Origin of the sequence: Janthinobacterium sp. ROICE36, assembly GCF_002869965.1 — a bacterium.
Lineage (GTDB): Bacteria > Pseudomonadota > Gammaproteobacteria > Burkholderiales > Burkholderiaceae_D > Janthinobacterium.
Window position 1 is genome coordinate 1 of the sequence record NZ_PEBS01000098.1, and the last position, 16,069, is coordinate 16,069.

The 16,069-nt window shown below is 57.7% G+C and carries 16 protein-coding genes and 2 pseudogenes; 9 read left to right on the forward strand and 9 right to left on the reverse strand.

Going from position 1 to position 16,069, the window contains the following annotated elements:
• The first annotated feature begins 202 nt into the window (after positions 1-202).
• The 8 genes and pseudogenes from CSZ94_RS24945 to CSZ94_RS24980 form a co-directional block, all read left to right on the forward strand.
• Complete coding sequence (locus tag CSZ94_RS24945) at positions 203-736, forward strand: undecaprenyl-diphosphatase (protein WP_258001190.1); 534 nt, start codon at positions 203-205, stop codon at positions 734-736.
• A gap of 75 nt (positions 737-811) precedes the next feature.
• Positions 812-1,594 carry a COG4705 family protein gene (locus tag CSZ94_RS24950; protein WP_102123991.1) on the forward strand — a complete coding sequence of 261 codons (783 nt, stop codon included), beginning with the start codon at positions 812-814 and terminating at the stop codon, positions 1,592-1,594.
• A 28-nt stretch (positions 1,595-1,622) separates the two neighbouring features.
• Positions 1,623-2,075: a hypothetical protein gene (locus CSZ94_RS24955; RefSeq protein WP_102123992.1), complete on the forward strand. Its 453-nt coding sequence runs from the start codon at positions 1,623-1,625 to the stop codon at positions 2,073-2,075.
• A gap of 19 nt (positions 2,076-2,094) precedes the next feature.
• Complete coding sequence (locus tag CSZ94_RS24960; RefSeq protein WP_102123993.1) at positions 2,095-2,853, forward strand: COG4705 family protein; 759 nt, start codon at positions 2,095-2,097, stop codon at positions 2,851-2,853.
• A 25-nt stretch (positions 2,854-2,878) separates the two neighbouring features.
• On the forward strand, positions 2,879-3,544 hold the full coding sequence (locus CSZ94_RS24965; RefSeq protein WP_076568645.1) for a response regulator: 666 nt from the start codon (positions 2,879-2,881) through the stop codon (positions 3,542-3,544).
• Positions 3,520-4,881, forward strand: a complete 1,362-nt coding sequence (locus tag CSZ94_RS24970) for an ATP-binding protein (RefSeq protein WP_102123994.1) — start codon at positions 3,520-3,522, stop codon at positions 4,879-4,881. Before CSZ94_RS24965 ends, CSZ94_RS24970 begins: the two co-directional genes overlap by 25 nt.
• An 8-nt stretch (positions 4,882-4,889) precedes the next feature.
• Positions 4,890-5,324: an EamA family transporter gene (locus CSZ94_RS24975; protein ID WP_102123995.1), complete on the forward strand. Its 435-nt coding sequence runs from the start codon at positions 4,890-4,892 to the stop codon at positions 5,322-5,324.
• Between the two features lie 13 nt (positions 5,325-5,337).
• Positions 5,338-5,553, forward strand: a pseudogene (locus CSZ94_RS24980) (Tn3 family transposase); the annotation flags it as partial.
• Between the two features lie 431 nt (positions 5,554-5,984).
• Here CSZ94_RS24980 and CSZ94_RS24985 read toward each other — a convergent pair.
• From CSZ94_RS24985 to CSZ94_RS25025, 9 genes are all read right to left on the reverse strand, one after another.
• Positions 5,985-7,073, reverse strand: coding sequence for a DMT family transporter (locus CSZ94_RS24985; RefSeq protein WP_102123996.1), 1,089 nt, complete (start codon positions 7,071-7,073; stop codon positions 5,985-5,987).
• Between the two features lie 108 nt (positions 7,074-7,181).
• Entirely contained in the window at positions 7,182-7,544 is a 363-nt protein-coding gene (locus tag CSZ94_RS24990; RefSeq protein ID WP_102123997.1) for a hypothetical protein, read from the reverse strand.
• 110 nt (positions 7,545-7,654) lie between these two features.
• On the reverse strand, positions 7,655-8,248 hold the full coding sequence (locus CSZ94_RS24995) for a hypothetical protein (protein ID WP_102123998.1): 594 nt from the start codon (positions 8,246-8,248) through the stop codon (positions 7,655-7,657).
• Between the two features lie 26 nt (positions 8,249-8,274).
• Positions 8,275-8,976, reverse strand: coding sequence for a HupE/UreJ family protein (locus tag CSZ94_RS25000; RefSeq protein WP_102124004.1), 702 nt, complete (start codon positions 8,974-8,976; stop codon positions 8,275-8,277).
• Between the two features lie 60 nt (positions 8,977-9,036).
• Positions 9,037-10,266, reverse strand: coding sequence for a TolC family protein (locus CSZ94_RS25005; RefSeq protein WP_102123999.1), 1,230 nt, complete (start codon positions 10,264-10,266; stop codon positions 9,037-9,039).
• Entirely contained in the window at positions 10,263-10,565 is a 303-nt protein-coding gene (locus tag CSZ94_RS25010; protein WP_102124000.1) for a DUF3240 family protein, read from the reverse strand. Before CSZ94_RS25010 ends, CSZ94_RS25005 begins: the two co-directional genes overlap by 4 nt.
• Entirely contained in the window at positions 10,558-13,641 is a 3,084-nt protein-coding gene (locus CSZ94_RS25015) for an efflux RND transporter permease subunit (RefSeq protein ID WP_102124001.1), read from the reverse strand. The genes CSZ94_RS25010 and CSZ94_RS25015 overlap by 8 nt, the downstream gene beginning before the upstream one ends.
• Entirely contained in the window at positions 13,641-14,756 is a 1,116-nt protein-coding gene (locus CSZ94_RS25020) for an efflux RND transporter periplasmic adaptor subunit (protein WP_180977622.1), read from the reverse strand. Before CSZ94_RS25020 ends, CSZ94_RS25015 begins: the two co-directional genes overlap by 1 nt.
• Before the next feature lie 222 nt (positions 14,757-14,978).
• Positions 14,979-15,371 carry a hypothetical protein gene (locus tag CSZ94_RS25025; protein WP_102124003.1) on the reverse strand — a complete coding sequence of 131 codons (393 nt, stop codon included), beginning with the start codon at positions 15,369-15,371 and terminating at the stop codon, positions 14,979-14,981.
• Between the two features lie 430 nt (positions 15,372-15,801).
• Here CSZ94_RS25025 and CSZ94_RS25030 point away from each other — a divergent pair.
• Positions 15,802-15,909: pseudogene (locus CSZ94_RS25030) on the forward strand (DNA-binding response regulator); the annotation flags it as partial.
• Between the last annotated feature and the right edge of the window lie 160 nt (positions 15,910-16,069).

Below are 16,069 nucleotides of genomic sequence, written 5' to 3' on the forward strand. Positions count from 1 at the left end.
ATCCTCGGGCTTCTGGTAGTTGGCCAGCAAGCTGTCGGCCAGTTTGAGCAGTTCCGGGTCGGGCTTGGCCCGCTTGTTACGCTTTACAACGGTCATTGTTTCTCCTTGGTGGCGGCAGTGTCCTGCCAAATGACCGTTTACACAAAATTATTTACACCCTCTATTTCTCTGGCTTAATGCACCAGAGCATCCAAGCACGCTGCTGTTGGCCGTCGCCACCATTTTCGCTGAATATGCCATTTGGGCGCTCCCGGCCATCCTTGGGCTCGGCTGGCTACGCGGAAGCGAACATACCCGCAAGGTTTTGCTCGAAGCGACCGCGTCAGGTCTAGCAGGCTTGCTCATCAACCAGATCATTGGGCTGGTTTCGCAACATCCACGTCCTTTCATGATCGGTCTGGGGCACACCCTGATTCCCCATGCGGCTGATTCTTCGTTCCCGAGCGACCATCTGACGCTCCTATGGGCCGTCGCCTTTAGTTTCCTGATGCACAGCAGCTCACGTGTGGCTGGCCTGGCACTGGCATTATTGGGGCTGCCTGTTGCTTGGGCGCGTATCTATCTCGGCGTTCATTTCCCGCTGGACATGGTGGGTGCGGCCATGGTCGGGGTGCTGAGTGCGTGGCTGGCCTTTCGTGAAGTACGCATGTATTTGCCCGCCGCTTACCGCCTTACCCTGAGCGTTCATCGAAGTCTCTTCCGAAAACTCATCCAAATTGGATGGGTGCGCAAGTGATGGGCCTATGGCTGGCCTAAGTTTGGCCGGTCAAACTTGCCCCAAGAACAACCAGCCCTTGCAGGAAACAACGCCATGAATACGCTGACCATGCCTTCCACATCAAATTGGCTCAACAAAGTCCCCGAAGTGACGCTCTCATTCTGGGTCATCAAGATCATGTCCACGACGGTCGGAGAAACAGGAGCCGACTTTCTGGCTGTCAATGCTGGCTTCGGCCAAAGCATGACTCGCACAGTGATGGGCGCGCTGTTGGCTGTTGCCCTAATCATACAGTTACGAACGCGGCGCTACACGCCCTGGATTTACTGGCTTTCGGTCGTGCTGGTCAGCGTGGTGGGCACCCAGATTACCGACCTGCTCACCGATGGGCTAGGCGTGAGCCTGTATGTCAGCACGTCAGCATTTGCCGTGGCGCTGGCAGGAATTTTTGCGGTTTGGTTTTGGGTGGAACGTACTTTGTCCATCCATGAGATTTTCACACGGCGCAGGGAGTTGTTTTACTGGTCTGCCATCCTTTGCACGTTTGCACTGGGCACGGCGGCAGGTGACTTGGCGACCGAAGCGATCGCTCTGGGCTTCACATGGGGGGCGATGTCATTCGGCATATTGATCGCTATCACCTATGCGGTATGGCGCATGGGCGGCAACGCCGTTCTGACCTTCTGGATAGGCTACATCCTGACTCGCCCCTTCGGTGCCGCACTTGGCGACCTGCTGACGCAGGCCAAGGCCTATGGGGGCCTCGGCATGGGTGCCATGTGGACCAGTGCTCTATTCCTAACCGTGATCGTGATGCTGGTGGCCGTCGCGCAGTTTAGCGTTGGCAATCGCATGAATGCACAAGCCGTCGAATAAACTCTATCGAAAAACTCAAGGAGAAATCATGCGCCATCTGCATTCGCTAACTCACTCCGTTACCACACTATCGGCCATCGCTCTTTTGGCCCTTGCGGCTGGCTGCTCAAAGTCTACCAACACCGGTACGGCAGGCTCTGTTTCATTAAAAACAAGTCAGGCTACTTCTGCACTGCAGGCAAAGACTGCATCCAAGCTTGGGGATCTGTCTGCGTTTCGGACCATCACCGCAGAGGTTGCTGCCCTCGTCGACAAAGGCGATCTGCCAGCTGCTAAAACGCGGATCAAGGAGTTGGAGGTCGCATGGGACTCGGCGGAAGCAGGCTTGAAGCCCCGTGCAGCGACTGACTGGCATATGCTCGACAAAGCCCTTGACCGCGCCCTTAGCGCCCTACGTGCAGATGTGCCCAGTCAAATCGACTGCAAAAAAGCTTTAGCTGACCTGGTGACCATTTTTGACTCCCTCCAAGCCAAGCACTAACTAGCAAACAGGAATTGAGATGAATATTTCAACCGAAAAAGCATTAGGCAAAGTCCCTGAAGTGACGCTCGCTTTCTGGATCATCAAGATTGCAGCCACCACGCTCGGCGAAACAGCTGGCGATGCCGTTTCGATGTCCATGAATTTGGGGTACCTGATTGGTACTGCTATTTTCTTGGCGGTATTTCTGACAGCGGTATTTGCGCAAATCAAGGCCAAGAAATTTCACCCCTTCCTTTACTGGGCAACCATCATTGCAACTACCACAGTCGGCACGACGCTGGCTGATTTTGCAGACCGATCACTTGGTATCGGGTACGCTGGTGGCTCGACCTTACTTATAGCTTTGTTGTTCGGTTCCCTATTTATATGGCATCGAACACTAGGCTCAGTGTCGGTCAGCACGCTCAGTTCGCCGAAAGCCGAGATATTCTACTGGGTAACTATCATGTTTTCTCAGACCTTGGGAACGGCACTGGGCGACTGGACAGCCGGTACCGCTGGCTTGGGCTACACCGGCGCCGCTATAGTGTTCAGCGTCTTGTTGGCACTGGTTGTTGCAGCTTACCATTGGACAAATGTGTCGCGGACCCTGCTTTTTTGGACAGCATTCATTTTGACTCGACCTCTCGGTGCCGTGGTGGGGGATTTTTTGGATAAGCCGCTCAGTGCAGGCGGCCTGGCTCTGAGTCGTTACTCAGCATCAGCGGCATTATTCGCCTTCATTTTGACTAGTATTTTGCTATTCAAGCAAAGGGCTGCCAGAACAGCGCATTGAATTATCGGTATAAGAAGGAGGAATAATGCGAGTCTTGCTGGTCGAAGACGACACCATGATTGGCGAAGCCATCCAAGGGGCGTTGAAAGACGCCTCTTATGCGGCCGACTGGGTAAAAAACGGTCAAACTGCCCTTACGACATTGGGTTGCCAGCACTATGACCTGGTGCTGCTCGACCTTGGACTGCCTGGCAAGGATGGGCTGGAGGTGTTGACCAACATCCGCGCCAAGGACAACCCCGTTCCACTGCTCATCATCACCGCCCGTGACGGCCTCGATGATCGACTGCGCGGCTTGGATGGCGGGGCCGATGACTACGTGCTCAAGCCCTTTGAAATGGCCGAACTGCTGGCCCGCATGCGCGCCGTGCTACGACGCAAGGGAGGCAGCGCAACGCCCATACTCAGCAACGGGGTTGTCTCGCTTGATCCAGCCACGCGAGAGGCCGCAGTCAACAGTAGTGCCCCGGCGCAACTCTCTAACCGTGAGTTCGCGTTGTTGCAAGCATTGCTGGCACGCCCCGGTGCAATTCTTTCCCGCAGTGATCTGGAAGACCGTATCTACGGATGGGGCGAAGAGGTGGAAAGCAACGCGGTCGAATTCCTGATCCATGCACTGCGGCGCAAACTGGGCGGAGAAATCATCAAAAATGTCAGGGGGGTTGGATGGATGGTTTCAAAAAACGTTTGAACGAGTCAGTCCAGTTCAAGCTGTCGTTTTCGCTGTCGCTGGCCATTTTGGTCATCGCATTGGTGGCTGGCTTATTTTCATTCGTATCCGCATTCGACGAAGCCCACGAATTGCAAGACGATATGCTGCGCCAAGTTGCGGCGCTGTTTGATCAGCAACACCTCCCGCTTACACATTTTGGAGACGATGGACGCGCCAAAGACAGCGATGAAGAGTCCCGGGTCATTGTCCAGTATCTAGCAAATGGCAGAAAGGTGATCGGAAAAGGTGAGACCGGAGCACCGCTGCCACTACCAATCACGCTACCCGATGGTCTGCATACGCTTGAAGTTAACGGAGAACCGTTCCGTGTATTGGTTAAAACAACGTCCAACGGCGAGCGTATCGCCGTAGCGCAGGAAACTGGCGTTCGCGATGAAATCGCACGCGTCAGCGCTTTGCGCACTTTGATGCCGTTGCTAATTCTGGTTCCAATCCTGCTTTTGATCGTGGCTGATCTTGTGCGTAAGATGTTCCGGCCCATCGCTTCTTTATCTGCGGAAATCGACCAACGCGCCGAACAAGAATTGCATCCAATCGAAGAAAAGCATCTTCCTGCTGAAGTACGACCGTTCGTGGTGGCAATCAATAGTCTACTTGCCAGAGTTGAGAAAGCGATGGAAGCACAGCGCCGGTTTGTCGCGGATGCGGCGCATGAGCTTCGCTCTCCGTTAACCGCCTTGTCACTGCAAGCCGAGCGGCTGGCCGAGGCAGATATGCCTGACCTTGCACGTGAACGTCTCAGGACATTGCGCCGAGGCATCGAGCGTGGTCGGAACCTATTGGATCAGCTTCTCACCTTGGCCAAGGCTCAGTCTGCGCTCGACCGACCCGAGTCGCCCGTATCAGTGCAGGACGTCTATCGACGTGTTCTGGAAGATCTTATGCCACTGGCAGAAGCCAAACACATTGATATTGGTGTCGAAGGAGAACAAGACGCCCTACTCTGGGTTAACGAACTGGACATGATTGCCGTCGTCAAGAATTTGGTTGATAACGCCATCCGTTACACGCCGACCGGCGGCAGGGTCGATCTTTCTGTCGCCGAGGAAGAAGGTCGCGCAATATTGCGAGTCCAAGATTCAGGGCCAGGGATTCAAGTAGTAGAACAAGATCGGGTGTTTGCCCCATTCTATCGCATTCTTGGGAGCGATCAGGTCGGATCAGGTCTGGGCCTTTCCATCGTCAAGGCAGTCACGGATCGGATTGGCGCTGAGATTCAAATAGGATTCTCAGACGAAGTGACGCACTCTGGCCTATGTATCTGTGTGCTCATGCCGCTGGCTAAACCACTTTAAGGAAATATATGGCGACATCAACTGGCTGGTTCTATTGGACTATTCTATCCGCCGTATTTGCAGCACTGACTGCTATTTTTGCCAAGATAGGCATACAGGGAGTCGATTCCGATATGGCTACCTTGATCAGAACGGCGGTCATTATTGTCGTACTATCCGTGTTCGTGACTTACACGGGCAAGTGGTCCAATCCCTTCGAGCTTTCGCCGAAAACTTGGTTGTTTCTTGGACTGTCTGGCCTAGCCACTGGCGCGTCTTGGGTATGTTATTTCCGGGCACTCAAGATAGGGGATGCATCCAAAGTCGCTCCTGTGGACAAGCTTAGCCTCGTCTTGGTGGCTGTGTTCGCGTTCACCTTCCTGGGAGAACGGCTATCAGTCCGGGAGTGGTCGGGCATTTCGCTGGTCGCTGGTGGTGTTCTCTTGCTCTCCTTTAAGCGTTGACGTGTGCGATTGAGCTATGCTGCTACCGCACACCAAGATCACTGAACTGTCGATGGAAGCTGATGAAGTGCCAGGTTCACCCGGCACTTCACACATTTGAAAACCAGCGACACAGCCAAGGACAAGACCTTGCTGCTGACGACAATCCTGACCGATGACATCAATCCTGGGTTAACCAAAATGTCCGAGTCCTGCCTTGGCAATACCTTCCGCCAAGTTGTCGTGGCTACCCGTCGAAAGATCACGAGTTTGCTGATAACTCCCATACGCAATGCTATATATCTCATCACTTCGTCCGACAGATTACAGATGATGGTGCTTTACTAATGGATATGTTGTGGGTTTGGCTTCCGCGCTACAACGGCCATTTAGTGGAGTTGTCTCGAGGAGAGAACATTGAACGGTTCTAAAGCGGTATGCTTGGAACCACATGGACCAGTAAGAAAGAAAAGGGCTAGCATGTTCGTTAGCGGTTTGAACACCGTAGGCAATGGCGGCGCGATCCTTCAGACGTTAGCTCCAACCTCGTCAATCCATCGCTGGTCCTTCCAAGCATTCCATCTACCTGGGAACGTACGAATTCACCCTCAACACCCATAAACTCGGCGACATTGTGCGAATCCGCGATTTCGCCCCATGCAATCTTCTTTTTGACCAGAGTCATGAATGATCGTGCCGGTGATGGATGTCAGGATAATGGGGATGCGCATGGCGCAGCGGCAGATGCTGATGGGTGTGCACATGCGGCTCCTTGCCGTCCCAGCTGTCATCGTGCGTATGCTGGTGATGGGCGTCGTGGCTGTGCACATGCGTATGTAACAGCGGCTCATGCTCGTGATCGTGCTCATGATTTTCCGTTAAATGCAGCCAAATGCCTGCGGCCATCAACGCTGCGGCCAGCCAGAACAGCAGCCCGGGAATGTCGCCCAGCATGAACAAGGAGATGACCGCGCCGACAAACGGCGCCGCCGAGAAGTAAGCGCCCGTGCGGGCCGTTCCCAGGTGGCGCAACGCCAGCACGAACATCACTAGGCTCAAGCCGTAGCCGCAAAAGCCGACCAATCCTGCGTTCAGGGCAATGCTGACGCTGGGCAAGGTGTAACCCAAGGCCATGGCGATGGCCAGGTTGACGGAACCGGCTACTAGGCCCTTCAATGCCGCAATTTGCAAGGCATCGCTAGCGGACACCTTGCGTGTCAGGTTGTTGTCGATGCCCCAGCACAGGCAAGCGCCCACAATGGCGATCGCGCCCCAAGGCACGCCCAGTTTTGGCACCTGCTCCCAGGACAGCAGGATGCCAGCGGCGACGATCAGCAACATGCCAATGAAAATACGGCGGTCGAAATTTTCCTTGAAGACAAACCACGCCAGCATGGCAGTCAGCACGCCCTCGATATTGAGCAGCAACGATGCCGAGGAGGCAGGCGTCAGCGTCAGGCCGAACATCAGTAGGACCGGCCCGGCAATGCCGCCGAAGGCAATCGCCCCCGCGAGCCATGGCAAATCCGCAGTCGTGAGCGTGGCGGGTTTGTCCTTGGAGTTGCGGGTGAGCACAGCGCGCACCAAGAAACAGCCCAGCAAGCCCAGTCCGCTGCCCAGGTACAGGATTCCTGCCAGAGTGACGGGAGCGACCTGCCCTACCAGCGTTTTGGCAAAGGGCGTGCTGGCGCCAAACAGGGCCGCCGCCAGTAAGGCGTACACGACACCCTGATGCGTGCTGTGACTGGGTGAAGATGAAGAAAATGCCATACCATGCTTTCATAACGTATTGGTTTACTTAGTCTGCCAGTATGCACGATCCGGCACACCCTGGCAGCGCAACCCTCATTGCGGCCCGGTGAGGGGCCGCATGGTGCCTTACTTGGCGACCAGCTCGGCCTTGACTGTGTTCTTGTTCGTGAAGGTGATGCTGGCCTGGGCTCGGGTGCCCGCGGACAGCGGCACCGCCGTCTTGGCGATCATCGTATTGTCCGCGCCGGGCTGCAAGGCGACGTCGGTCTTGGTATTGCCCGTCATGATTGTCAACACGCCAGTTGCGCCTGCCGTCGCGTAATTCTTGCCCGCGCTTTTGGCATACACCGTGGCTCCCATCTTGCCGACCTTCAATTCGAGCTTGATCTGGGCCGGCGCCTCGTCATGATCGTGGTCGGTGTGGGCCCACGCGCCAGGTACTCCGGAAACGAGCAACAAAGTGGCCAACGTCAACATAACTTTTTTCATGCAATTCTCCATGGATGCGGCGATTTTGGTCGGCCTCGCCGCGATAAGCCGTCGTACATGGGCGCGGCACCGTATCATTAGCGCCGCACACAGCAAACCAATCGTATTACTTACTTTTTGTAAATGTCCGCGTAGAAACCGCTGGAGCGCAGCACCAGGGTCACCGGCTCGGCCGATTTGTTTTTCCAGTACCAGCCGTGCACACCTGTAAAGGGCGCGATGAGCGAGCCGCTGGAGCTGCTCACGCCCTTGTCGGCGATGAAGCTCTCGAACTCGTCTTCCCGCGCGTTGACCGGCTCGCCATGAAAATCATGGTTGACCACGGCGCCACCCTTCGTTTCCCAGGAATAAATCAGCGTTGCACCCTTGGCCAAGTGGGTTTTGACTTCCAGACCTTTGCCGGGAGCCAGCGTAATTTCCTGCTCGTCCGAGCGGTATGGCACGGTTTGCTTGGCGGCAATCGTTCGTGCGCGTGCCTCGCCGGGCGCCGTTACCTGCGAGCCCTGCGGTGCGGGTGCGCTGTCGGCAGCGGCGGCCGCCGGGCGATGCAAGGTGGTCAAGCCCAGCGCCTTGCCGATTCCAGTGGGATCGATGCCGTATTCGGCAGGCAGGATCGCGACCGTCAAAATGAGGCCGGCAACCAAGGCCGCCAAGCCGGTACCGCGCAACAGTTCTTTTTTAGCGACCGAAATGCCGCCGTTCATGGGTGTGGATGTCATGGGTCGTGCTCCTATTTGCTGAGAAAGCCGGTGAATTGGTAGCCGGCCAGAATGAGTCCGGCCGTCATCAGGACGAAATTGCCAGTGGCGGCATGCCGTACAAAGCTGGTGGTGCTGCGCCAGTAGCGCATGGAGATCAGGATCATGCTCAGAGCGAGCAGCTGGCCGATCTCCACGCCAACATTGAAGGCAATCATGTTCGGCACCAGGCCGTCGGCGGACAAAGCGAAGTCCTGCAGCTTGGTGGCCAGCCCGAGACCGTGGAAGAAGCCGAAGATCAGAACGGCCGCCCGCTTGTTCGGCTGGACGCCAAAGACCGTTTGGAAGCCGCCCAGATTGTCGAAAGCACGGTACACGATGGACAAGCCGATAATGGCATCGACAAAATAAGCATTGATATGCCAGCCGTTGATCACGCCCAGCAGCAAGGTAGTACTGTGGCCAATGGCAAACAGCGTCACATACAGGCCGATATCCTTCATGCGATACAAGAAGAAGATCACGCCGCACAAAAACAGCAAATGGTCGTAGCCGGTGACCATGTGCTTGGCCCCCAGATAAATGTACGGCAGGATTTGCATGCCGCTGCTGGCCTGCAGAAAACCTTTGTCCGACTCGGAAACACCGTGCGCCGCCGCGATGCCGGCGCACAGCCACAGTAAGGTGCCGGCGAGCCAGTGCCACCAGGCGCCAAGGCCCGGTCTGTTCAGCATCAATTTCACGTAGTGCTCCTGTTAAAAGTCATGGCATCGGGCGACGCCTGGAAAAATGTTTTACTCATGGTCCATGTCCCAGACCACATGCGCGTCGACCAAGACACCGTAATACGCACGCGCCGCAGCAACACGGGCTACCAGGGCATTTTGCTGGGCAGTGGTCGCCTGGCGTCGCGCCGTCAACAACGTGGGCAGATCGGCCTCGCCCAAGGTGTAGGCGCGTTGCAGCAACCGCGCGTTGTCGCGCATTTCCGTCGCTCCCGCTTCGGCCACCTGCCAGCCTTCATGCGCGCCTTGCGCGGAAGCAATCGCCACGGCGATGGCCCCGTCAAGGGCACGTCGCTTCAGTGCGACTTCGTGCTGGGACACCTCCATCGCCTGGGCGGCTCGCCCATCGCGCCCGGCCCGGTGCGCTCCAGGCAAGGGAATACTGAACATGATGCCGGTGATGCGCTCGCGCCCACCCACTTCCGACGCGGTGTACAGGCCGACGGTTGGGTCTGGCGTGCGCTCGGCCCGCATGCGCGCGCTGACGCCTTGCGCCTTGAGCAATTGCGCCTCGGCAATCTTGAGTTCATCACTCTGGTCGAGGATCCGTTCACGCCAAAACGTGGGCGACTCGACAAGTGGCAGCGATGACGGCAAGGTGGCCAACTCGCGCCGGAAGCCCGGAAAACGCGCATGTAGGCGCGCCCAGGCAACAGCGGCCGCCGTTTTGGCTTCGATACTGACGCGTTGCTGGTCGGCCAGGTCGCCACGCGCCAGGCTGGCATCGAGAGCGGCGGCATCGCCGGCCTTGACGCGCTTGTTCACTGCTGCAAGATTGTCGCTGGCCGCCTGCTGATGCTCAGCTGCCAAAACCAGCGCCTGTTCCGCGTGTGCCCAATCCAGCCACAGCCCCAACAATTCACGCGCGGTCTCGTGCAAAGCCTCACCATAGCGCGCCTCTCCCTCTTCCAGCAGCGCCTGGCCGATGCGACGATCCGCGCTTGCCTTGGCCGGCAGGCGCAGCGTGCGTTCCACGCCCGCATTCCACTCCTTGTAATGCGGGCCTGCTTCCACGGTACGCCGCTGGGCCGTGACCTTGGCCGTCCATTCATAAGGCGAGTCCTGCGCGAGCGCGGCATCCTGGCGTAGTATTTCGCGCCCGGCACGGGCTGCGGCCACCTCGGGATCCTGGTCCAGCAGGGGGCGCACCATCGCTGTCGGCAACAAGCCGGGCGTTGGCGGCAGTGGCGCGGCCTGGACCGCACCGGCCGCCAGCGCAATGAGTAGGCCAAATTTCATAGCACCTCCCCCGCTTCGGTAATGGGCGTGAGCCAGTAGCGCACACCGCCGCCCTGCAATATCTGGCGTAGCATGGACAGCACCTTTTCGCGATGCTCTTCCGGCAGGAGTGCATCGATGCGCGTCATCTTGGCCAAGCCCAGAACCTGCTCGGTGGCGCTGAGCCGATCGTGCGCCAGGCCGTGCGCAGCCGCCGCCGTGCTGGTAAAGAGGGAAATTTCACTTGTCATCAGCAGCGTGTCGAGCACGCGCTCTTCCAGCGCCGGAGGACACAGCAAGGTTAAACACAGGTCAGTCATGGGGTTTCTCCTGCTTCGCCACCGCGAAGCGCAAATAAAGAATGGGTAACAACAGCAGGGTCAAGGCGGTCGCCGTGATCAGGCCGCCGATCACCACAATGGCCAAGGGGCGCTGGATTTCCGAGCCCGGGCCGCTGGCGAAGAGCAGCGGAATCAGGCCAAAAGCGGTGATGGAAGCGGTCATCATCACCGGGCGCAGGCGTCGGCGTGCTCCTTGCACCACCAACTCGGCCAAGGCCATTCCCTCGGCACGCAGCTGATTGAAATAGCTGACCAGAACGATGCCGTTAAGTACGGTGATGCCCAGCAAGGCAATAAAGCCGACCGATGCCGGCACCGACAAATACTCGCCTGTGACCCACAAGGCGACGATGCCGCCCACTAGGGCGAACGGGATAATCGACAGTATCAGCAGGGCTTGGCGCACCGAGCGGAAGGTCGAAAACAGGACAATGAAGATCAATCCCAATGCCACCGGAACGACAACGCTCAAGCGGGCGGCCGCGCGCCGCTGGTTTTCGAACTGGCCACCCCAGGTGATGCGGTAGCCGGTTGGCAGCGTCAGCGTCTTGGCCACGCTTGCTTTGGCTTCGTTGACGAAACCCACCAGGTCGCGTCCGCTGACATTGGCAATCACCACGCTATAGCGGCTACCCATCTCGCGGTCGATCTTGACCGGTCCCTCGGCCCGTTCCAGCTTGGCGACGGTACTGAGCGGCACGCTGCTGCCGTCCTTGGCGGTAATGCGCACGGCGGCAAAATCCGTCGGTGACAAACGGACAGATTCGTCGGCACGCAGCAAGATAGGCGTGCGGCGATTGCCCTCGACCGCATGGCCCGCCTGCTGGCCTTCGATCTGGACCCGCAGCGCATCCTGGATTTCTTCGACGCTCAGACCCAATCGGCCAGCCTGCAAGCGGTCGACGGCCACGCGCAGGTATTGCACGCCATCGTTTTGCACTGTGTAGACATCCTGATTGCCTGGTATGGTTTTTAGAACAGTTTCCACTCGCGACGCAAACTGGTTCAGCTGCGCCAAATCGGGGCCGAAGATTTTCACGGCGATATCGCCGCGCACGCCGATGATCATCTCGCTCACACGCATTTCGATCGGCTGCGTAAAACTGTATTTAATACCAGGCAACTGGTCGAGTACCTTGCGGATCTCGCCCATCAGGGCTTCCTTGCTCTTCATGCGCCATTCGCCAGTCGGCTTGAGCAAGAGATAGGTGTCGGTTTGATTCAAACCCATCGGGTCGAGGCCGATTTCATCCGAACCAGCACGTGCCACCACGCCAGAAATTTCCGGCAGCGCTTGCATCAATGCCTGATGGACCTTGAGGTCCAGCGCGGCGCTTTGTTCAAGGCTGATGGAGGGTAGCTTTTCGATGCCGACAATCAGGTCACCCTCATCCATGGTGGGCATGAACGTCTTGCCCACCTGCGTGTAGAGCAAGCCGGCGCCGAGCAGCATGACCGCAGCGCCGATGGCAACCACCCGTTGCCGGCGCATGCTCCAGGCCAGCACGGGTTCGTACCAGGTCAGCAGCTTGCGCGGCAACCAGGGCTCCTGATGCGCCACATCGCGCAGTAGATACGAAGCCAGGACGGGAATGACGGTCAACGACAGCAACAGCGAGCCGGCCAACGCAAAGACGATGGCCAGGGCCACCGGGGCAAAGAATTTGCCTTCCAGATCCTGCAATGTCAGCAGCGGCAAAAACACGGTGATGATGATGACGATGCCGGAAGTGACCGGCACGGCCACTTCGCGCACCGCCCGGTATATAGTATGCAGACGGGGCAACTTGCCGGCAGTCGGATCGTGCGCCAGCCTTTGGACGATGTTTTCCACCACCACAACGGCCGCATCTACCAGCATGCCTATGGCAATGGCTAGGCCTCCCAGACTCATCAGATTGGCCGACATATTGAAGCCACGCATGAGAATGAATGTGATCAGCGCTGCCAGCGGCAAGACCAGGGCTACCGTCAGCGCCGCGCGCAAGTTGCCCAGAAACAGGACCAGTAGGACGACGACAATCACCGTCGCTTCCAATAATGCAGACGAGACGGCACCCACGGCTTTCGAGACGAGCTTTGCCCTATCATAAAAAACATTCAGGGTGACGCCCTTGGGCAAGGTTAGCTTGATCTCGTCAAGCTTCTTGCGCACGCCTTCGACCACTTGCTGCGCATTGGCGCCGGCCAGACCGAGTACCAGGCCCTGCACAGCTTCCCCTTTGCCGCTCTGAGTCACGACGCCATAGCGTGTCAACGCTCCGATACGCACGTCGGCGAGCGCGCCCACACGCAGTGGTGCCCCGTTCTGTAACGTGACGACGACCGCGCGCAAATCATCGAGGCTGGTAATGCTGCCTTCGCTGCGCACCAGCAACACTTCATCGCCCTCGCCGAGGCGCCCAGCCCCATCGTTGCGGTTGTTGGCGCGGATTGCTTCACTCAACTGTGCCAGGGTGACGCCGCCGGCCGCCATGGCTAGCGGATTGGGCACGACCTCAAAGGCGCGCACTACTCCACCCAAAGCATTCACATCAGCCACCCCTGGCACGGTGCGCAAGGCGGGACGGATCACCCAGTCGAGCAAACTACGGCGCTCGGCCAGGGAGAGACCGCCACCTTCGATGGTAAACATGAACATTTCACCCAGCGGCGTGGTAATCGGCGCCATACCACCACTGATGCCACCGGGCAAGTTCTCGGTGATGCCGGCAAGCCGTTCACTGACCTGCTGGCGGGCCCAGAAGATATCTGTGCCATCCTGAAAGTCGATGGTGACGTCGGCCAGGCCATATTTCGTGACCGAACGCAGGACTTTGGTCTTGGGAATTCCCAGCATTTCGACTTCGATTGGCACCGCAATGCGGCTTTCCACTTCTTCCGGCGTCATGCCGGGGGCCTTCATGATGATCTTGACCTGGGTACTTGAGACGTCCGGAAAGGCGTCGATGGGCAACTGGTTGAAGGCATACCAGCCAGCACCACCCAGCATCAACGCCGCCAGCAGGACAAATAGCCGTTGCGAGAGACATGCCTGAATCAGACGGGCTAACATCAGCTGCCTCCTTTTTCGCCCAGCCAGGAGCCTTTCAGGGCCACGACACCGGAGATGGCGAGATAATCGCCCGCCTTCAGCATCCCGGACACGCGCACGCGCTGCCCGGCGCTACTGACGACGGTCACCGGAAGGGCTTCAAAGCCATCCTTATTTCGCACAAAAACGTAAGCTTGCTTGCCGTCGTGTGCCAGAGCGGCCAGCGGCACGTCCCAGGCGGCAGTATTGGCGCTCAACGGCAATTGCACGGTGACCATTTCACCGGGCCGCAAGCCGCTTGTCCCAGCATCCAGTTCGGCGCGAATAGCGACCGTCTGGCTTCCGGGTGCGACGACCGGACTGATACTGACGATGCGTGCCTTGCTGTTGCGCCCCTCTATCTGCAAGGCGCCGCCGACCCGCCAAGCCGCAGATTCAGCGGCAGGCGCCTGGATGTCCAGTGCCAGGCGATCCACTTGTGTCAGGTGCAGCAAGGCGGTGGCAGGGTCGATTCGCTGACCCGGCTTGACCTCGATGTTGGTCACGATGCCGGCCTGTGTGGCCGTGAGCGTCAATCCATCCTCCAGCTTGCCGCTGGCGATAATGCGTTCGATAGACTGTGCCGACAAACCAGCTAGGCGCAGCGCGGCTTTGGCTTGGCGCAATGTCGCTTCGCTATCCTGTAGCACCGCCTGCGCCTCCTGCACACGGCGCTGGGCGATGATGCCCTCGTCGAACAAAGCCCGTTCACGCAATGCAGTCTGGCGAGCCAGGCCGGCACGGCTCGCAGCTTGCAACACTTGCAATTGGAGGGGGCCGAGTTCCTGACTGACCACGCGCAGCAGCGGTGCGCCACGCTTGACCATCTGATTCGGTTGCACATACAGCTGTACCGCCAGGCCCGCAACGGGCGAGCTGACGATTTGTTCACCACTGGCGGGCAACGCTACCTGCGCAGGCAGGCTCAGCACGACAAGTTCGGCATCGCGCTGCAAGGCTCGCACTTCAATATTGAGGGCCTTCATCTGCTGCTGCGTGACAGCAAAATTGGCCGGTCGTTCTGCGGCGAACGACGGCATGCAATATGCAAGTGCAAGCGCCAGGCACAAGGGCGAGAGTATTTTTCTTGTTTTCATGATTCTTTCCTGAATGAGACAGACAGGGCTACCGGGTAATCGAGGCCATGGCCCGCAGGCCAGGCAAGCCAACGTTCTCCAGGCGCGCCAGAGTGGCGGCTGTGAAGGAAGGCAGCACAGGTGAAGATGCAACGATGACAAAAACGCGCGGCGCATCAGGGCGTGCGTCTACTCCGGCAGATGCTTGATTGGGAGCGCAGGCTCCCGGTCTTACGGACGGAGTTAGGCTGTCAGCGCGTCGCTACAAGGCGGGCGGAACGGAGGGTCGTACGCTGGGAGCGGCAAGCGCAGGGTGACGAATTGCGGCGGGACATTGGCGTCCGCAGCCAGCATGGAAAAACCACCGAAGGCGGTATCCGGGAAAAACTGAAGGTGGTCGACGGCGTGCAAGGCCTGGTGTGTGGACTTGCCGAGCACCTCATTACCGCGATCTTCATGATCGCCGTCGCTCTGGCCCAGGTGGGCATGCTCATGTCCGCCCGCATCCTGGTCGAGCTGGCCGATATGCGCCATCTCATGTGCAAGGCGAACGCTGCTCCCCGTCCATGCGCCGCTGTTCGTCATGAACATGACGAACAGGAAAAAAGCGAGGTAGTTGGAGAGGGACTTGCGCATGCCCGGAATGTATCACGCCTGTCATGACTTTGCGAGGGCTACTTGCAAGAGAAAAATTTCACCACAACACATGAAAAACATTTAGTAAACAATCAGGTCGACATTTCTTAGAAGCATCTTAACATTCAGACACGCGGTAGTCATAAGCACCATCCCTCTACAATGCGTTCTGCTCTTTGTAAGCCTGCCGACCGATAGCGTGCCCTTCTTGATCACCGTTCACATCATGGCGCTGTTGTGAAAATTTAAAAAGTACAGGAACCTTTGATCGTATTCTAGTCAGCACAGGAAACAGTTCAATTCTGACAGGATTGTAATCCTGGCGTTAGACGACTGTCACCTTTCCAAGGTAGACTAAAGACAGAGAACGACGGGGATCTTCGCCATCCGCAGAACGTGGACACAGCAGTTGAACAAGTGGAAAAGTGATATGCGATTATTAGTGGTGGAAGACGAGCAAAAGGCGGGCGAATATATTCAGAAAGGTCTGAACGAGTCTGGCTTCGTGGTTGACTTGGCGAGAACTGGACCCGGGGGGGGTGTACTGAATTCTGTGTAAACGGTTTTTCGTGAGCCTGTCAGAAATTTTGTGTGAAAGAAGTCATACGATAAAATTTATCCCTGGAAAGGATACGTATGACCATCGACAAAGCCACACTCGACAAACTGCTTGAGGGCGTAGACCCGCACAACCCACA

What these genes read in the sequence shown, in the direction of transcription:
- CSZ94_RS25010 (WP_102124000.1), bottom strand. Translation starts at nt 10,565, where the DNA reads ATGACTGACCTGTGTTTAACCTTGCTGTGTCCTCCGGCGCTGGAAGAG.
- CSZ94_RS24990 (WP_102123997.1), bottom strand. Translation starts at nt 7,544, where the DNA reads ATGAAAAAAGTTATGTTGACGTTGGCCACTTTGTTGCTCGTTTCCGGA.
- CSZ94_RS24985 (WP_102123996.1), bottom strand. Translation starts at nt 7,073, where the DNA reads ATGGCATTTTCTTCATCTTCACCCAGTCACAGCACGCATCAGGGTGTC.
- CSZ94_RS25025 (WP_102124003.1), bottom strand. Translation starts at nt 15,371, where the DNA reads ATGCGCAAGTCCCTCTCCAACTACCTCGCTTTTTTCCTGTTCGTCATG.
- CSZ94_RS25020 (WP_180977622.1), bottom strand. Translation starts at nt 14,756, where the DNA reads ATGAAAACAAGAAAAATACTCTCGCCCTTGTGCCTGGCGCTTGCACTT.
- CSZ94_RS25005 (WP_102123999.1), bottom strand. Translation starts at nt 10,266, where the DNA reads ATGAAATTTGGCCTACTCATTGCGCTGGCGGCCGGTGCGGTCCAGGCC.
- CSZ94_RS24995 (WP_102123998.1), bottom strand. Translation starts at nt 8,248, where the DNA reads ATGAACGGCGGCATTTCGGTCGCTAAAAAAGAACTGTTGCGCGGTACC.
- CSZ94_RS25015 (WP_102124001.1), bottom strand. Translation starts at nt 13,641, where the DNA reads ATGTTAGCCCGTCTGATTCAGGCATGTCTCTCGCAACGGCTATTTGTC.
- CSZ94_RS24975 (WP_102123995.1), top strand. Translation starts at nt 4,890, where the DNA reads ATGGCGACATCAACTGGCTGGTTCTATTGGACTATTCTATCCGCCGTA.
- CSZ94_RS24960 (WP_102123993.1), top strand. Translation starts at nt 2,095, where the DNA reads ATGAATATTTCAACCGAAAAAGCATTAGGCAAAGTCCCTGAAGTGACG.
- CSZ94_RS25000 (WP_102124004.1), bottom strand. Translation starts at nt 8,976, where the DNA reads ATGCTGAACAGACCGGGCCTTGGCGCCTGGTGGCACTGGCTCGCCGGC.
- CSZ94_RS24950 (WP_102123991.1), top strand. Translation starts at nt 812, where the DNA reads ATGAATACGCTGACCATGCCTTCCACATCAAATTGGCTCAACAAAGTC.
- CSZ94_RS24965 (WP_076568645.1), top strand. Translation starts at nt 2,879, where the DNA reads ATGCGAGTCTTGCTGGTCGAAGACGACACCATGATTGGCGAAGCCATC.
- CSZ94_RS24955 (WP_102123992.1), top strand. Translation starts at nt 1,623, where the DNA reads ATGCGCCATCTGCATTCGCTAACTCACTCCGTTACCACACTATCGGCC.
- CSZ94_RS24970 (WP_102123994.1), top strand. Translation starts at nt 3,520, where the DNA reads ATGGATGGTTTCAAAAAACGTTTGAACGAGTCAGTCCAGTTCAAGCTG.